Annotated in this window: 14 protein-coding genes; 4 read left to right on the top strand and 10 right to left on the bottom strand. The window is 68.9% G+C overall.

Annotation, left to right across the window (positions count from 1 at the left end; all coding sequences use genetic code 11):
• Positions 1-5: 5 nt before the first annotated feature.
• From ACIOMQ_RS30195 to ACIOMQ_RS30185, 3 genes are all read right to left on the bottom strand, one after another.
• Positions 6-1031 carry a methionine synthase gene (locus ACIOMQ_RS30195; protein ID WP_362203734.1) on the bottom strand — a complete coding sequence of 342 codons (1026 nt, stop codon included), beginning with the start codon at positions 1029-1031 and terminating at the stop codon, positions 6-8.
• Between the two features lie 419 nt (positions 1032-1450).
• Positions 1451-2140 carry an SDR family oxidoreductase gene (locus tag ACIOMQ_RS30190; protein WP_362211702.1) on the bottom strand — a complete coding sequence of 230 codons (690 nt, stop codon included), beginning with the start codon at positions 2138-2140 and terminating at the stop codon, positions 1451-1453.
• Between the two features lie 44 nt (positions 2141-2184).
• Positions 2185-2724 carry a TIGR00730 family Rossman fold protein gene (locus ACIOMQ_RS30185; RefSeq protein WP_362211705.1) on the bottom strand — a complete coding sequence of 180 codons (540 nt, stop codon included), beginning with the start codon at positions 2722-2724 and terminating at the stop codon, positions 2185-2187.
• Positions 2725-2878: 154 nt separating this feature from the next.
• Between ACIOMQ_RS30185 and ACIOMQ_RS30180 the strand changes: the two genes are divergently transcribed.
• Complete coding sequence (locus ACIOMQ_RS30180) at positions 2879-3214, top strand: DUF427 domain-containing protein (RefSeq protein ID WP_362211708.1); 336 nt, start codon at positions 2879-2881, stop codon at positions 3212-3214.
• A gap of 95 nt (positions 3215-3309) precedes the next feature.
• Positions 3310-4110, top strand: a complete 801-nt coding sequence (locus tag ACIOMQ_RS30175; RefSeq protein WP_402191152.1) for an alpha/beta fold hydrolase — start codon at positions 3310-3312, stop codon at positions 4108-4110.
• Positions 4111-4200: 90 nt separating this feature from the next.
• Here the strand turns inward: ACIOMQ_RS30175 and ACIOMQ_RS30170 are convergent, their stop codons facing one another.
• The 3 genes from ACIOMQ_RS30170 to ACIOMQ_RS30160 all read right to left on the bottom strand — a co-directional run bounded on the left by ACIOMQ_RS30170 (position 4201) and on the right by ACIOMQ_RS30160 (position 9157).
• Positions 4201-4935 carry a M48 family metallopeptidase gene (locus tag ACIOMQ_RS30170; protein ID WP_401942075.1) on the bottom strand — a complete coding sequence of 245 codons (735 nt, stop codon included), beginning with the start codon at positions 4933-4935 and terminating at the stop codon, positions 4201-4203.
• Positions 4936-4984: 49 nt separating this feature from the next.
• A complete protein-coding gene (locus ACIOMQ_RS30165; RefSeq protein WP_401942073.1) occupies positions 4985-8542 on the bottom strand; it encodes a type I restriction endonuclease subunit R in 3558 nt (1185 codons plus the stop codon).
• 126 nt (positions 8543-8668) lie between these two features.
• Positions 8669-9157 (bottom strand): ATP-binding protein, encoded by a 489-nt coding sequence (locus ACIOMQ_RS30160; RefSeq protein ID WP_401942070.1) that lies wholly within the window; start codon positions 9155-9157, stop codon positions 8669-8671.
• Between the two features lie 298 nt (positions 9158-9455).
• Here ACIOMQ_RS30160 and ACIOMQ_RS30155 point away from each other — a divergent pair, with 298 nt between their 5' ends.
• Positions 9456-10307, top strand: a complete 852-nt coding sequence (locus tag ACIOMQ_RS30155) for a helix-turn-helix domain-containing protein (RefSeq protein WP_401942068.1) — start codon at positions 9456-9458, stop codon at positions 10305-10307.
• Positions 10308-10310: 3 nt separating this feature from the next.
• Positions 10311-10514, top strand: a complete 204-nt coding sequence (locus tag ACIOMQ_RS30150; RefSeq protein WP_401942065.1) for a DUF397 domain-containing protein — start codon at positions 10311-10313, stop codon at positions 10512-10514.
• A gap of 13 nt (positions 10515-10527) precedes the next feature.
• Here ACIOMQ_RS30150 and ACIOMQ_RS30145 read toward each other — a convergent pair whose 3' ends face one another.
• The 4 genes from ACIOMQ_RS30145 to ACIOMQ_RS30130 all read right to left on the bottom strand — a co-directional run bounded on the left by ACIOMQ_RS30145 (position 10528) and on the right by ACIOMQ_RS30130 (position 16552).
• Entirely contained in the window at positions 10528-11523 is a 996-nt protein-coding gene (locus ACIOMQ_RS30145; RefSeq protein WP_401942225.1) for a restriction endonuclease subunit S, read from the bottom strand.
• Positions 11524-11752: 229 nt separating this feature from the next.
• Positions 11753-14347, bottom strand: a complete 2595-nt coding sequence (locus ACIOMQ_RS30140; protein WP_402191149.1) for an N-6 DNA methylase — start codon at positions 14345-14347, stop codon at positions 11753-11755.
• A gap of 109 nt (positions 14348-14456) precedes the next feature.
• Positions 14457-15287, bottom strand: a complete 831-nt coding sequence (locus ACIOMQ_RS30135; protein ID WP_401942060.1) for an RloB family protein — start codon at positions 15285-15287, stop codon at positions 14457-14459.
• The gene (locus tag ACIOMQ_RS30130; protein WP_401942057.1) at positions 15284-16552 is read right to left on the bottom strand and encodes an ATP/GTP-binding protein; all 1269 of its coding nucleotides are present in this window, start codon (positions 16550-16552) and stop codon (positions 15284-15286) included. The genes ACIOMQ_RS30135 and ACIOMQ_RS30130 overlap by 4 nt, the downstream gene beginning before the upstream one ends.
• Positions 16553-16596 lie beyond the last annotated feature (44 nt).

Here is a 16596-nt window from a genome sequence, read left to right as displayed (position 1 = left end):
CCCCGTTACTCAGGGTTGTCTGCGAGCGATCTCGCGGCCCGAGCGCAGTGGGCGAGCGCGGCGCGCGCGTACGCGGGCGAGGCACCCGCGAGCCCGCACGACGGGGTGATCACCACGGACTCCGTCAGAGTCCCCGGATTCAGCCCCAGCCTGCGCCACAGCGTCCTGACACCCATGACGCTACCGCCCGGGTCCGACAATCCGCCCGAGGCCGGGTCGGTGCCCGGCAGCACCCCGAGGAAGAGCTGTGTGCCGCCCTCGACCGCTTCGCCGATCGCCTCCTCCTCACGCTCGGTGAGCAACGAGAAGTCGAACGAGATACCGTCGGCCCCGGCCCGGCGCAGCAGCGCGAACGGCACATCGGGCGCACAGGTGTGAACGACCGTCGCCCCGTCCCCGGCCGCCGCCAGCACGTCCCGCAGGGTGCCCTCGACGATCTGCCGGTCCACGGCCCGGTAGGTGCGGTAGCCGCTCGCCGTGCCGATCCGCCCGCGCAGTACGCCGGTCAGCGACGGTTCGTCGAGTTGCAGGACCACCTCGGCGCCCGGCACCCTGCGCCGCACCTCCGCGAGGTGGGCCCGGAGCCCTTCCGCCAGCGAGCCCGCCAGATCGCGGCAGGCCCCCGGGTCGCCGAGCGCGGCCTCGCCGCCGCGCCGTTCCAGGGCGGCGGCCAACGTCCAGGGACCCACGGCCTGGACCTTGAGCGGGCCCTCGTACCCCTGCGTGAACTCCTCCAGCGCGTCGAGGTCCTCGCCGAGCCAGGACCTGGCCCGGCGGGTGTCCCGTCCGGGCCGGTCGCTGATCCGCCAGCCGCTGGGCTCGACATGGCCGTACAGCTCGACGAGCAGCCCGATGGTCCGCCCGATCATGTCCGCGCCGGGCCCGCGGGCCGGCAGTTCCGCGAGATACGGCAGGCCCTCGCCGTCCCCGAAGGACCCCGTGACGGTCTTCGCCGCCTCCCGCGCGTCTCCCCCCGGCATGGAACCGATCCCGGTGGCCGGGCAACCCCTGAACTTGCTCTTCTCGCTCACACGGGAAGCCTAAGGGCTGTCCCGTAACCCCTGGTGGATCAGCGTGCGGCGTCGGATGCGGTGCATCGCAAGGCGGAGGGACGCCCGAATACTGGATGTATTCGGGCGTTCCGGCAACGCGCGAGGTGCCGTAGCCGACGTCGCACGCCCGCCAGGGATTACGGGACAGCCCTTGGGGCCTGCCCGACGGGCCGGTGCCGGACAGGCCCCGAGGCCGGGCCCGGCGCGCTCGACCGTCGTCGGCAGCGGCCGGTGACGGTCCGCGTCCGTGGCGGTCTGCGCCCGTGGTGCTCGGCGCCCGTGGTGGTCAGCACCCGGTATGGTCCGCGCTCGGGACGTTCAGCGCCCATGGCGGTCGGCACCCGTAACGGTCCGCGACCGGGATGTTCAGCACCGGTGGCGGTCGGCACCCGTAACGGTCAGCGCCCGGGGCGCACCGTCAGGTCGTTGACCTCGGCGTCACGCGGCAGGTCGAGTGCCATCAGGATCGTGGTGGCGACCGACTCCGGGTCGATCCAGCGGGAGGCGTCGTACTCCTTGCCCTCCTGCTGGTGGACCTTGGCCTGCATGGGGCTGGCGGTGCGCCCCGGGTAGACGGAGGTCACCCGGACGCCGCTGGCGTGCTCCTCGTGGCGAAGGGAGTCGGCGAGCGCCTTCAGGCCGTGCTTGCTCGCGGCGTACGCGCTCCACTCGGCGTGCGCGGCGAGGCCGGCGCCCGAGTTCACGAAGAGCACATGGCCCTGGGCGACCCGCAGTTGCGGCAGGAAGAGCCGGGTCAGCTCGGCGGGCGCGACCAGGTTGGCGTTGAGCTGGAAGTGCCACGCCTTGGGCGTCAGGTCGCCGACCCGGCCGAGCTCGACGACGCCCGCGATGTGCAGCAGCGAGTCGACCCGCTCGGGCATCGCCTGCTGGGCGAACGCCCAGGAGAGGCGGTCCGGGTTGGAGAGGTCACCGACGAGCGTGCGGGCGCCGGGGTGGAGCTCGGCCAGTTCCTTCGCGCGGCCCGCGTCACGGGCCAGCAGCACGGTCTCGTCACCGCGCTCCAGGAGACGACGGGTGACGGCTGCGCCGATGCCGGAACCGGCGCCGGTGATGATATGAGTGGACATGCCCCCCATGATCGCATCCCACCCGGTCGCCTCCCTCCGCCGCGTCAGCGGAGGCCGGACCACTCCTCCAGGTAGGCCAGGGCGCCCACGCCGTCCTTGGCGAAGAACACCAGGTCGGTCAGCGGGACGGGCAGGAAGCCCTCGTCCTCCATGCGCTGGAACTGCTGGCGCAGCCCGTCGTAGAAGCCCGCCGTGTTGAGCAGGACCACCGGCTTGGCGTGCTTGCCGTGCTTCTTCAGCTCCAGGATCTCGGTCGCCTCGTCGAGCGTCCCGGTGCCGCCCACCATGATCACGACGGCGTCGGCCTTCTCCAGGAGCAGTGCCTTGCGCTCGGCGAGATCGCGCGCGATCACCATCTCGTCGGCGTTGGTACGCGCCTTGGCCGCCAGGAAGTCGACCGACACCCCGACCAGCCGTCCGCCCGATTCCTGGACGCCGTCGGCGACGACCTTCATCAGGCCGCTCTCCGACCCTCCCCAGACCAGTGTGTGTCCACCCCGGCCGAGCAGTTCGGCGAATTCGCGGGCGGGCCGGGTGTAGCGGTCGTCGAGGTCGGCGGCGGAGAGGAAAACGCAGATGTTCATGCAGACACCGTAGAGGCCACCACTGACACACATGGACGGCCGGGTGGAAATCCGGCCGCCGCCGAGAAGGGCCGAGAAGGGAAGAGGAGGCAGAGCCGGGGGGAAAGGAGACTCACAGGGGAAGAAATCGGTCCGTGGCACGGCTGAACCTGACATGACTTCCACACGAGGACACCACATCACGGTCGAAGCCGGCACCGAGCACGTCCGTGTGGTGCGCGACGGGCAGGTGCTCGCCGAGAGCCGCCGCCCGCTCGTACTGCGCGAGACGGGTTGTCCGGTCCGTTACTACCTGCCGCCCGAGGACGTCCGTACGGAACTGCTGACACCTTCGGACACCCACACCCACTGCCCGTTCAAGGGCGATGCCTCCTACTGGTCGCTGCCGGACGCCGCCGATCTCGTCTGGGCGTATCCGGAGCCGAAGTCCGAAGTCGCGGCAATCAAGGACCACTTCTGCTTCTACGACACCGAGGCCGTCTCCAACTGATCTTCAACCACCCTTCTGACCTGCGGTATTGAAGAATCTCAAAAAATTCTCGGCCGCGGCGATGACTTCTTCGCCCCGTCGCAGTCCACCCTCGCATGGACAAGATTCTCTCCCGCGACGGCACCATGATCGCGTACCGGCACCGGGGCGACGGACCGCCGGTGATCCTGGTCGGCGGAGCGCTGGGCACGGCGGCGACCGAGGCGCCGCTGGCGCGTCTGCTGGCGCCGCGGTTCCACGTCGTCACGTACGACAGGCGCGGCCGCGGCTCCAGCGGCGACAGCGGGCCGTACGCGGTGGAACGCGAGATCGAGGACCTGGCCGTGCTCGTCACAGCGGTGGGCGGCCGGGCCTCGGTGTTCGGCATGGGGGCCGGCGGGGCGCTGGCCCTGGAGGCACAGGCGGCCGGGCTCCCCGTGGACCTGCTGGCGGTGTACGAGCCGCCGTACACGCCGGGCGCCTCGGGCCTCCAGTACAAGGCGTGCTGCACCTCCCGGCTGCACCGGCTGCTGTCCGCCGGCGACCGTGCGGGGGCCGTGGAGCTGTTCCTCTCGGTGACGGGCGTGCCGGCCGACATGATCGCCCGGATGCGCCGCGCCCCGCTGTGGAGCGACCTGGTGGCGATGGCCCACACCCTCGCGTACGACGACGCGCTGCTCGGCGACGGCTCGGTCCCGGCCGCCCGGTTCACCGCCGTCACGGCGCGCACGCTGGTGGTCTGCGGCGGCTCCAGCCCCACCCGGGCCCGGCTGTCGACCCGCGCCCTCGCGGACGCGCTCCCCCGCGCCCGCCACCGCACCCTGACCGGCCAGACGCGCGAGCTGGCCCCCCAGGCGGTGGCCCCGGTCCTGGCGGAGTTCTTCGCCAGGGACGTGTACGCACGCCGAGCCTCCTGAACCCCCAGCCCGCCCCGCCCGGTCACGCCCGTACAGGGGTCGGACGTGACCGGGCGGGGCGCCTTCGGTGCCACCTTCACCAGAGGCGTCTCACCGCACTGCCCCGCGCCACAGCTCCGGCTCCGCCTCGGCGAACTGCTTCTCCCGCCCATCCGCGTCCGGCAGGACGAGCCGCATCTCTCGCCGGAACGCCGCGCCGTGACCGGCCGCGCGCAGGTGGCAGAGTTCGTGGACCAGGACGAGATCCACCAAGGACGGCGGCAACTGCAACACCGCCCAGTGAACCGTGATCGCACCGTCCTGGCGCAGGGCCCCCCATCTCGGCCCGAGATCACATGCCTCGACCTGTGGTGCCGGCAGCCCGACGCGTGACGCGTACGAGGGCAGCCGCCCGGAGAGCCATCGGCTGCCGCGCGTCTCGTACCACCGAGCGATCCGGCGTGCGCCTTCGTCGGCCGTGTGCGGCCGGGGCAGCTCCAGCCACCCCCGGTGCAGCCTCACCCGGCCGCCTTTTCCCGGGGGCAGGAGCTTGAGCCGGTGCCGTCGCCCCAGATAGGTGAAGCCGGTGCCTCCGACGAGTTCCTTGACCGGCTCGTCCGGCCTCGTCCGCCTGTGTCGTACCTCGCGCGCCAGGCGTGGCAGCCTCGTCCTTACGGCCCGTGCGACGGCGGCCGGGTCTGCGTTTGGCGGCACGGCGAAAAGGACGTCCCCGCTCTCGTCGACCTCAATGCCCAGGGTGCGCCGCCGGGGCCGTACGACGACCTGCCACGTCCACTCCCCGGGCACGGGGAGTGCCGCGATCGCCTGGTGGACGGGAGTACTCACGGGGCATTCCTACCATCCGACAACACGGATTCCCTGCGGCGCCCCTCACTCAGCGCCCGTTCCGCTCCCCGTACCGCAGGAAGTCGTCACGGCGCTCGACAGCCAGTTCCACCAGGAGCCCGGCGAGTGGGCCGGTGTCCTCCCAGTCCAGGGAGACGTGCCTCTCCAGACTGTCACGAAGGTGCTTGCGGACCCGGTCCCTGGTGTCCGTCAGGTGCACGATGTCCGGTGAGCGCACGTGGCCGGCGATCTCCACGGTGAGAGCACGGGCGGCTGCCGTCAGGTCGGCGCCCGGCGGGGTCGGTGCACCTTCCTCCAACTCCTGTACGAGCAGTCCGTGGACCGGCCGCTCGGTCAACGGGTCGAGTCCACTGCCGGCCCCGGCGTCCTCGGCGTCGTTCGTGTTCATGTCTCCGACCAGCCGGGTGAGATCGGCGGCGGCCTTCTCGAAGTCGTCCTGCATCTGCTGCAGGATCTCGTCGAGACGTCGGCTGAAGCGTGTGTAGCGGGCCCGGTCGGAGCCGATCTCGGCCGCGATACGTACCTTGACCGAACTGGACATGTACGAGACCCGGGTACGCGGATCACTGTTGGCGTTGACCCGCTCCATGAAATCCGAGGCGGTGAGGTCGATGGGAGGGACTCGCTGCTCGATGTTCGTCACCTTCAGGTGCCGTGCCATCAGCTGCCTGACCTTGGCACCGTAGCGGCGCGGGCTGAAGTCGTCACGCCCGTCGAGGTAGCGGCGACGTGCCAGGTACTGGACCTCGCCGAGGAGCCCGGCGAACGCCTCGTACTTCAAGGCCTCAGGTCGTGGCAGTACGGCGTTGAGGGCCGTGAGGAAGTCACGTGCGAGCTCGTCGAAATCGGCGCGCAACAGCGGGTCCTCAAGCGCGGCCAGCAGGTCCTCTCGCTGTTCCTCCACCTTGAGGGAGGTAATGCCCACCCGGTCCAGGAATTCGGAGACGCGGGTACGCAGATCTGCGAGCAGGGCGTCGGCCGCGGCGTCGGCCTGGAGCAGCAGACGGTCCCGGACCGGCTGGTCGCCCGTGAACGTCTTCTTGTCGAGGTGGTCGACAGACGTGTCGTAGCCGTACAGCTCGCGGAGGTGTGCCTTTTCGTACTCCCCGAGCGAGCGGGCGAGTTCCGGGCCGATCCCGATGAAGTCGACGACCTGCCCCCAACGCTTGTCCCGGTACGGGCGGTTGGTACGGGCGACGGCCTGGAGCAGCCCCGCGCCGGACAGCGCGCGGTCGAGGTAGAGCACCTGCTCGACGGGGGCGTCGAAGCCGGTGAGCAGCATCGACTGCACGACCAGGAAGGCCATGGGCGCCTCGTCCGGTTCCTCCTGCTCGGCCACCGGCGGGTCCGACTGTTGCCCGTCCGGGTGCCAGATCTCTCCCGTTCCGCGGGGCGTGCCCAGTCCGGACGCCGAGGTCCCGTGGGCGGATGCCTTCCACGCGGGGTCGTCGGCAGCGGCGAGCGGGTCGCCGAGGCCCTTCTGGAAGCGCCCGATGTAGTCGTCCTGCTGGGACTTGGAGGTCCAGCTCTTCCATGCCTCGGGGTCCTTGCGCCCGCTGTTCGGCTGGGCCTCGGAGATCACCACGGCGGCGTCGATGGACCTGAGCAGGTCCCGGTGAGCGACCAGGTCCAGCAGCTCGCGCTCCTCCCCTTCGGCCTCGAAGGCTGCGATCGGGTCGTGGACGAGTTCCGGGTCGAGGGCGTCGATCTGCTCCACCAGGCGGTCGCGTGCGGTGAGGAGGGCATCCCGGTAGCGGACCGCCGCAAGCCGGGAAACGGCTGCGAGCTGGGCGCCGAAGCGGTCGGGCAGCGCGTTCCGCGCCCAGTGCCGCAGCATGTAGTCGGCCTTCGCCTCGATCACGGAGGGCGCTTCGAGGATCTCCTTGCGCCGCGCGAACTTCTCCAGGACGCGCTCGCGCTGTTTGGGGTCGGCAGGCACCTTCTCGTCGAACTCGGCGTCCAGCGCCGCCTTCTCGATCACTTCCAGCGGGACGCTGTACGCCTCGTAGCGCACCGGGACCACGGCCCCGTCCCGCTCGGCGTCGCGCAGGGTGTAGAGGTCGGCGAAGGGGCCGAAGATGTCCTCGGTGGTCTTCCGGTCGCCACTGAGGATCGGGGTTCCGGTGAAGCCGACCATCATGGCGTTCGGCAGCATGGCGCGCAGTCGCGCGTGCTGCCACTGGTCCTGGCCCCTGTGGGCCTCGTCGATCAGGACGACGATGTCCGGGCTCGGGTTCTGAACGCGGTTGTACAGATAGCCTTCGCCGTCGTCCCCTCCAGGAAGTTTCTCCTCGCGGCCGTCGTACTCCGAGTCATCCCTGCGCGCCTTCTGCAGCGTGACGAGGACGAGGTCGGGCACGTCCACCGCGAGGTAGCCGCGCGCCTGCGCCACGCTGGAGGCCCGGTAGATCGTCTGGTTGCTCGCAGCGAGGCTCCCCCGGATCTGCTTCTCCAGGTCGAGCCGGTCCGTCACCACGACGACCTTGTGTTCCTTGAGACCGGGTGTGCTGCGGAGATGGCGCACGAGGAAGGCCATGGTGAGGCTCTTCCCGGAGCCCTGGGTGTGCCAGACGACTCCGCCCCGCTGGTCGACCGGCTCACCGGCGTCGATCTTCCGGCGCCGTTCCAGCAGGCGCTGGGCCAGTTTGTGCACGGCCTTGAACTGCGGGTAGCGGCCGATGATCTTGACGGTACGCGGGCCGCTCCCGGCCTGGGTGGTGAAATCCCGGACCAGGGACAGCAGATGCGCCGGTCTCAGCACACCGGCCACCAGGATGTCCTGGTCGCTCAACGCGGCGCCGATGCTCCTGCCGGTCTCCTCGCGTACCTGCTCCTCGGTGGCGGGCAGGGCGGTCCGCCAGGGCGCGAAGCGCAGCGGGTCGGCGGTGACGGTGCCGAGCTCGGCGTGGTCCCGGTCCGTCCCGATCAGCACCTGGACGAAACGTACGAACTCCGCGACGGGCGACGGCGCGTCCACGCCCGCGTAGCCGATGACCTGCTCGACGGCCGCGTCCAGCGCCGCGCGCTGTTCCTGCCGGGCGGAGACCAAGGGCGCCTTGCACTCGATGACGACCCAGGGCAGACCGTTGACGAACAGGACGATGTCCGGGATGACGGGTGCGGCGTTCTTGCGTTCCACCCGGAACTGCGAGACGGCGAGGAAGTCGTTGCCGTTCTCGAACTCGCCGTCCCAGTCGACGAGTCTGATGTGTTCGGGCTTGCCCTTGGTCCAGCCGGGGACGGTCCGGGAGTTGATCCCCTTACGCAGGAGATCGGTCGCGTCCAGGTTGCCCGCGACGCCCCGCCCTGGGCTTCCGAATCCCGGCGCCGTGCCCTGGACCCGGGCGAGGAGGTGATTCAGCTGGGCGTCGGACAGCCAGGTCTTTCCATGGGGGCCAGGGTTGATCCGGGCCACCGCGTCCCGGAACCGTTGTGCGTAGACGACCTGCTCGAAGCTCGTCCGCCCGGAAGGGCCTGGCTCGGTGACCGCGCCGCGCGGTGGGCCGCCTTCGAGGTGCGTCCACCCCATGGCGGTCAGCTGACTGGTCAGCGGCTTCTCGGCCTTGTCGTACTCCGGCTGCCCCATGCCTGGTCTCCCCGCGCGCCCGTCACCGTACGTCCCACCCGCACCCGTATGGGTGTACGCGGAACTCTACCGGCGGGCACCGGATCGACCAGGGCGGACGGCGGGGCCGCCGAGCGGGGGCAGGGGTCAGCTGGTGAGCGCCAGCTCGAACCAGATGGTCTTGCCGCCCGAGCCCAGCTCCCCTTCCCCTATGGCGCATCCGCCCCAGCGGTCGGCGACGAGTTCGAGGATGGCCATGCCCCGCCCTGCTTCGGCGTCCGGGCCGACGGCCGGCCTGTAGGGCTTGGGCAGGTCCGGGCTCAGGTCCCAGACGCTGACTCTGAGCACAGGGTGCCGCCACTGGAGTCGCACACCGGCGTGGCCCTGGGCGTGCCGCACGGAGTTGGTGGTCAGTTCGGAGGTCAACAGCTCGGCGCGGTAGCTGAGTTCGGCCAGTTCATGGGCGCCGAGGACGGCCCGGAGGGTGGTGCGGGCAATGCGGGGGCCGCGCGGGTCGCGGGGGAAGACGAGTTCGTAGCTCCAGGGGTCGGCGAAGGGGATGGGGGCGGGGTGGAGTGCGTACAGGGTGTCGTCGTACGGGGCGTGCGGGGCGTAGGGGGTGGGCTCGGTCCTCACGGGCACCTCCTGGGGTGCGTGCGAGTAGGTGGGTGGGTGAAGTGGGCGTGCGCCAGGGGTGGTTGCAGTTGTTACACCACGAGCGACGGTGGCAATGCCGGTCCGGGGCCTGCCTCCCGGGTGGGCAGGGTGGATCGGTGCGCTTCCGTCGACGACTGCGTAAGCGATGCGAGACATAGAGTAACCACAGCAATCCAACCCGTGAGACCTTATTCAGCACAACGAGTTGAAAGATCCGCCTTCGATAGACGGCGGCGTGCAGTGATCGACACAATGAGCGCGGACGAGGAGAGAGCGCATGGCACCACGGCAGGCACCAACAGTTCGCCAACGCCGGTTCGGCACCGAGCTTCGACGGCTACGCGAGGCGGCTGGCATGTCGGCACCGAGGGCCGCCGAGCTGCTCGGCACCGACCGCACGAGCATTTCGAACGTGGAGGCGGGCCGCTTCGGCATCAGCGAGGAGCGGTTGCGCAGACTGACCAGCATCTACGAATGCGACGCCCCTGCGCTTGTTGAGGCGCTGGCCGGGATGACCGGCGGACGGAACGGAGGCTGGTGGGACGAGTACCGAGGGAAGATCCCGCCAGACTTCCTCGAAGTCTCCGAACTTGAACACCACGCATCCAGCCTTCGGACCCTCCAGACCGCTCACCTGCCCGGCATGTTCCAAACCGAGGACCACGCACGAGCACTATTTGATCTTTTCATCCCAGCGCTGCCTCGCCTGGAGATTGAGCTACGCATCGCGCAACGCCTGGCCCGCCACCAGGTCCTCACGAACGAACCCTCCATCCCGTACACCGGGCTGATCCACGAGTCGGCACTACGGATGCTTGTAGGTGGGCCACAAGTAGCCAAGGCACAGCTCACCCGCTTGTTGACGGAAGGCGAGCGCGACAACGTCACCCTGCTCGTCGTCCCGTTCTCGATCGGCGGATTCCCAATGGCGGGCGACTCAGTGCTGTACGCGGCAGCGCATAGCCCACACTTGGACACTGTGCAGGTGGACTCCCCCAACGGAGCTGTCTACTTCGACTCACCGACTCAGCTGGCCAACTTCCGTCGACGGCTGGACGCGGTCGAACAGGTGGCGTTGAATCCGGTGCAGTCGCGGGACGTCATCCTGACCATCGCCAAAGAACTGTAAGAGGTGTCAGCTTTGCCCGAACTGATATGGATCAAGTCCTCATTCTCCGAGGCCTCCGGCAACAACTGCGTTGAGGTCGCTGCCACAGACCGCGACTGCATCGCGCTCCGAGAGAGCGATAGCCCGACTGTGATCCTGTCGACAAACCGGGCTGCGCTGCACGCGCTCGTACTCGGAATGAAAGCCCGGGAGGACTGTCTCAGCTAACCGAGACAGTCGGTCACTGCGTCGGGTTGCTTGCCTTGCCGTCGAGCAAGTCCTCGACTGCTCCTTGCTGGACCACCCGCAGTTTCGCGATATGCCTCTCGATCACCGCAATCCGGCTACGTACCGCATGAATCGGGCCCAGCAATCGTTCCTGCTCCTCAACCGGCGGCACAGGGACGGGCATCTTCTTTACCTGCGTCGAGTTGATCGAGGCCAGGTTGGTCGTTTGCTTACCCACGCGTTGAAAATAGGCCCGCCCTTCGGTCGACGAGGTGTACAAGGCAAGGAAGTCCGGCGACATCCGCGCACCACATCGAACGCGGAAGACATGGTTCTGGTACAGGCACACGTCGATACGACCATCCCAGACCGCGCCTCGCCCCAGCTTGTCCAGGTCTCCGCCTTCGGTAAGTAGCAAATCCCCTTCGCGGAGAGCGAACCGCTCGCGCTGTGCCTGGAGAATGCGCACCGACTTCACGTCCGCAGTGTCGATGCGACCATCCAGCACGTTAGCCACACGAAGGTACGGGAGCTCTATAGTCCCCTCACCAACAGGCTCGGATCCTAGAGTTACCCCCGCTGCCACAGTGGCTACCTCGTCGAGAGGCGCGAACCGCCAGCCTGCCCCCTGGCCCAGGGCTTGGGCAGACAGCGCCTCTCGCGCGACTTCCAGCTTGCTGAGCACCTGTTCCAACACACCGATCCGCCGCTCGAAGGCGGTGTGCGCGGCCACGATCCGGCGCTGTTCCTCCAGAGGGACCTTGGGAACCTCAAGCCTCTGAATGTCAGTCTTCGAGATCTTGTACTGGCCGCTGGTTCCCCTCATGACGGAATCAATCTGTCGACGCAGTGCAGCCGATGACAGTGCAATTCCCAAGAACCTCGAATCCAACCGATCCGGATCCGGGGTAAGACGGAACACAAGGTCCGGCAGGAGAAGTCGCGGCCGCACGCTGCCAACGGAGCACGCAACGCCTACGAGCGCTTTCACTCCGTTCGCCCGGGACATCAGAACGTCCCCGGGCTTGACCTCGAAACTCGGACGTGGAACCAACGAAGCCGGAAGCCTCTTGGCTTCCATTGGCACAAATGTCCCGGACGTGACCGCGCTAAGCCGTAGGACGCCCCATTCATCGGGAGCAGGAGGAGTCGCATCGCAGACAGGGCTCCACCCCGTCTCTACCTTCCGCAGTAGGCCTTTCAGGGGAACCATGGCTCGTCCGAAGGTCGAGCCCTCGTTACTGCGCATAGCCCAGCTCCTCCAGCCACGTCCCCAGCTCGCCCGCAGCCCCGTCGCTCTCCGCCTCCAGGTCCGTCAGCGACACCGCGTACTTCTCCGTCCAGTTCCGGAACGCCGCCACCAACTCGCGCCGACGCCCGGCCGCAGCCGAGTCCAGGCGACCCGACAGGTCCCCGTCCAGGACCTCCAGCACCACGCGCTCCGGGCCGCCCTCCTCCGCGTCCTTCACCACATCCCACGCGGCCCGCAGCTGGCGCAGGAACACCTCATCCAGGGCCTTCCGCTTCTTCCTGGCCGCCGCCAAGGCCTTCTTGCGGGCCGCAGCGCCACGGGAGAGCGCGGCGATCTCTTCCGGTGAGGCCACCGGAGCGGCGCCCTCCTTCGTTTCGCCCTCCTCCGTAGCCTCGTCCGCCTCAGCGTCCTCGTCCGCCGCCTCCGGCCCCTCCGTCTCAGCCAGCGCCTCCAGCGCCGTCTTGTACGCCACATCGGCCTCGGCGACCGCCTTGTCCGCCGCCGCCACCGCGTCCAGGAACTCCGGGATCAGTACGCGTACGACCGGCTGGTCCATGGCTCGGCGGCGGTCGACCGCCGTAACCGTCGTCTTGCGCGTCGTGGTGTCATCGTCGGGGATCACGGGCTCGACGATCGCCTCGACCGAGTCGACCCAGCCGGTCAGCACCCGCTCGAATCCGCCCGCCGCCAGCGCCTTCATGTCGTAGCGGTTGGTGGCCCACCAGTCGGCGATGATGCCGGCCGTGGTGAACTCGTCGATCACGCCGACGGCGCCGATGTCCCGCTTGAACGAGTCCAGGAGCCCACTCCGCAGCTTCATCAGCTCACGGTCCGCCGCGAGCCCCTCGAAGAGCGGCGCGTGGGCCTTCCACCACGTGGCGTACACCTCGTCCAGCTCCGACTTCTTCTTCTCCGCCAGCAACGGGATGCGGGCCGCCGTCGCGTCGGGGCCCTCCGGCAGGAAGTCGTAGTAGTCCGGGTCGGCGTCCCGGACGGCGAACAGCTCCGTCGCGTCCACACCGAACGAGTGGAACAGCTCGGCCCGGTCCGCGACCTCGGTCACCGGTACGCCGCCGTACAGGTGCGCCCGTACGTCCTGGGGTTCGGCGGGCGGCGAGTTGTCCACCCAGCGGCGGATGTTGAGATTGGCCTCGGCAGCCTGCAGGTCCTCGACCTCGACCTCACGCGAGTACCGGGGGATCTGGCGCCACTGCTGGTACGTGGTGACGATCTTCTCGACGTGCTCCGGGCGGAGTTCGTTCTGGTTCCGGCCCGCCGTGAAGTCCCGGTCAGCGTTGATGAACAGGACCTTGCCCGCCCGGTCCTTGTGCTTGCGATGCGGGCGGCGAAGCACCAGCACACAGGCCGGGATGCCCGTCCCGTAGAACAGGTTCGGGCCGAGGCCGATGACCGCCTCGATGCAGTCGTCCTTGAGGAGCTGCTCGCGGATGTCGCGTTCCTTGCCGCCCCGGAACAGCACCCCGTGCGGCATGACGATCGCCGCGACGCCCCGCTCCTCCAGCACGGCCACCATGTGCTGGACGAACATGAGGTCGGCTTTCTTGCCGCCCTCCGGCGCCCAGTGCTTCATCCGCTTCCCATGGTTCTTGTCGGCCTCGGCGACCAGGGAGGCGTCGTAGTTCAGGGAGAACGGCGGGTTGGAGAGGACCTTGGTGAACCGGCGCAGTTGCGTGGTGCCCGGCTGGAAGTGCAGCGGTTCGGTGAGGGTGTCACCGTGCTGGAGGTTGAACTGCCGGATGCCGTGCAGCACCATGTTCATGCTGGCCATGGACCAGGAGGGGCCGTTCTTGTCCTGGCCGTTGACCGAGAGGTGCGTCGGGTCCCCGCCGTGCTCCTCCACATGCTCGCGGGCCGCGATCAGCATGCCGCCGGAGCCGGCGCACGGATCGTAGACGGACTCCTGGGCCTTAGGGTCGACGAGCCGGACCATCATGCGTACGACGGCGCGCGGGGTGTAGAACTCCCCGCCCTTCTGCCCGGCCGAGTCGGCGAACTCCCCCAGCAGGAACTCGTAGGCCGCGCCCAGCATGTCGGGGAACTCGAAGTCCTCGTTGCGCAGCCGGTAGAGCGTGAAGTGACGGATCAGCTGGGCCAGTTCGGCATCGGTGAAGCGGGGCTTCGTGCCGATGATCTCGTTGAAGCTGATGTGGGTGGTGACGCCGGCCAGACGCTCGTTGCCCTCGCTGAGCGCGACCATCGCCTGATCGAGCCGCTCACCGACCTTGTCGGTGAGGGTCTGGATGCCGGGCGCGGGATTCTCCGGGTGCTCCAGGTCGCGGTGGGGCCCTTTCCACCAGCGTGCCCGGGGCGGCACGTAGAAGACCTCGGCGTACGAGTCCGGGTCGTTGGCCCGCTTCAGCGCCTTCGTCTCGTCCTTCGTCCGGTCCAGGTGCTCCCGGTACACCCGCTCCCACTCCGGCTGGAACTCGTCCGAGGCGCGTTTCAGGAAGAGCATCCCGAAGATGTAGTCCCGGTACTCGGAGGCGTCCATCCGACCGCGCAGGATGTCGGCGGCCGAATACAGGTGCCGTTCGAGCTCGGGCAGGGTGATTCTGGCCACGCGCCATTCCTTCGTACGTATGGAGTCGGGATCGGGATGCTCAGAGAAGCGTAGACGCCCCGTGGATCCGGTGAGGACCGATGACCGGATCGGGTGGACTCCCGCGTGATCAGGCGTCCACGATTTCGAGACTCACCAGCAGCCGCCAGACATCGGTGGACGGGTCACGGTCGAGGACCGGGCATTCGTCGGCGTGGCCCGAGTGCGGGATCAGTGGATCGGGGCGCTCCGGAGCGCCTTCCCACTGGTAGCGGTCCTTCCGGGTGGACTTCGCCTTGCATGCGCCATGCTCGCACTGGGCGACCAGGCTCCGCGCATGGCTGACGGCGGCGGACTCCTTCTCCGTCAACGCCGCGCGACGCCCGTCCTTGACGCTCTTGTCGTTCCGTTTGTCGAAGTTCTTGAAGGCCGGGTCCGCCTGCCGCAGCGTGTCCACCACGTGTTCGCTGCTGCCGCTGCGCTTGCCACCGAACGCCTGGAAATGGAGCAGCAGCCACAGGTCGAACGAGGGGTGCGAGAAGCAGACCTCGGTGCCCCGCTCGGCCGCCAGGCGCAGGGCCTCGGGGATGTCGTGGTGCTGATCCCGGTCGAAGAGGGCCCAGGCCTCGTCCTCCTCTGCCTTGGCCTGAACCTGGGCAACCACCCTGGCCGGGGTCAGTCCGTTCTTGGCGTACACCGGCTGGATCCGGAACCGCCGTCCGCCGGTGAGGCTGCCGTCCCCGAATCGTTCGTTCAGGTAGTTGAGGTAGTCCGGCTCGGTGGACTCGCCCTCGCAGCCGACATACAGCACCCGTTGCGCCCGCGTATCGGCCGGAGGCGGTGGCGCGGGGGCCACGAGGGGCTTCTCCTCGTCCTTGCGGCTCTTCCGCTTCCGCCGGGGCGGCTCGTCCGCCTGCCCCTCGGCACCGTGCTGTCCCTGCTGCCCACCCCGCGTACTCACGCTGTTGCCTTCTCCTCCTGCCAGGACAGTTCGCGGGCGATCTCCCCCGCGCTGACTCGGGGCACTCCGCCGTAGCGCCCGCGCAGATAGCCACGCTCCAGGTTCTCGCCGTCCTTCGGGTGGGCGGCGGTCAGCGGATAGATCTCCGTCGCGCCCGACCGGTCCTTGGCCGCGATCCAGACCTGCTCGCGGGCAAGCGGCCGGTCCAGCACTTCGCTGCCGAGGAGGGTGGCGTCGTGCGTGGTGAAGATCAGCTGCGCGTTGCGCGGGTTGGCCTTCGGGTCCTGGAAGATCCGTACGACTTCCGCCGCCAGTGTCGGGTGCAGGGAGGAGTCCAGCTCGTCCACGAGCAGCACCGCCCCCTTGTCGAGCACGGTGAACATCGGTCCGAGGAAGGCGAACCAGGCATGCGTGCCGAAGGACTCCTCGGTGAGGAAGTCCAGCGGGGTATCGGTTCCGTCCCCCGTGCGGTGCCGCAGCCTGACCGCCCCGGTCTCCGGGTCGACGTCCATGCCGGTGACACCGATGTCGGCGGCGGCCAGCAGGTGCAGGACCCGCTCGCGGTACCCGTCCTTCGCGTTCTGCTCGATGAGGTCCAGGGTCCACCTGGTGCGGTGCCCGACGTCCTCACCGGGTGTCACCAGCCACAGGTTGTCCAGGAACCAGCGGTGCAGTGCGGAGAGTTGGGGGTCGTTCAGCGTGGCGGCGGTGGACAGGAACAGGGCGTCCTCGCGGGTGACGGACACCAGGAGCTCGCGATTGCCCTTGAAGCCCTCGCCCTCGAAGACGAACTCCCCGCCCTCCGCATCGGGCCGACCCGCTTCCCGGTCGAACCAGGTCTCCCGCTTGCCCCCGGGGTAGGCGTGCAGCCATTCGGCCTCGACGCGCTCGTCCGAGAGCTCGAAGCCGTAGGTGAAGCGGGTACCGCTGCGGCCGAGGGAGAGGTCGACCTCGTACAGGCTGGTCTCCTCCGCACACGCGGGGGCGAGCTTGAAGGGCTCGCGGGGCACGCCGGGCAACTTCGTCCAGTCGGCGAACGATGTGCGGACCGCATGACGCATGTCGGACAGCGCACTGAGCATGTTGCTCTTGCCTGCAGCGTTGGAGCCGAAGATGCCCAGCACCGGAAGAGCCGACACGTTGTGCCCGTCGTGACGGAGTCCGGTCACTCGGGCGTTGCCGTCGCCGTGATCCGGTCCGATGAGCGACAGCTCGCACTCATCGCGGATCGAGCGGTGATTGGCCACCCGGAAACGCAGTAGCACCCTCGGCCTCCCGACAGGACGGGGAGGCTGGCCCCGTCGTACGT

This window comes from Streptomyces sp. NPDC087845, assembly GCF_044742755.1.
Taxonomy (GTDB): Bacteria; Actinomycetota; Actinomycetes; order Streptomycetales; family Streptomycetaceae; genus Streptomyces.
The sequence above is the reverse complement of the archived record's forward strand: the minus strand, read 5'-3'. Positions and strand labels throughout refer to the sequence as shown.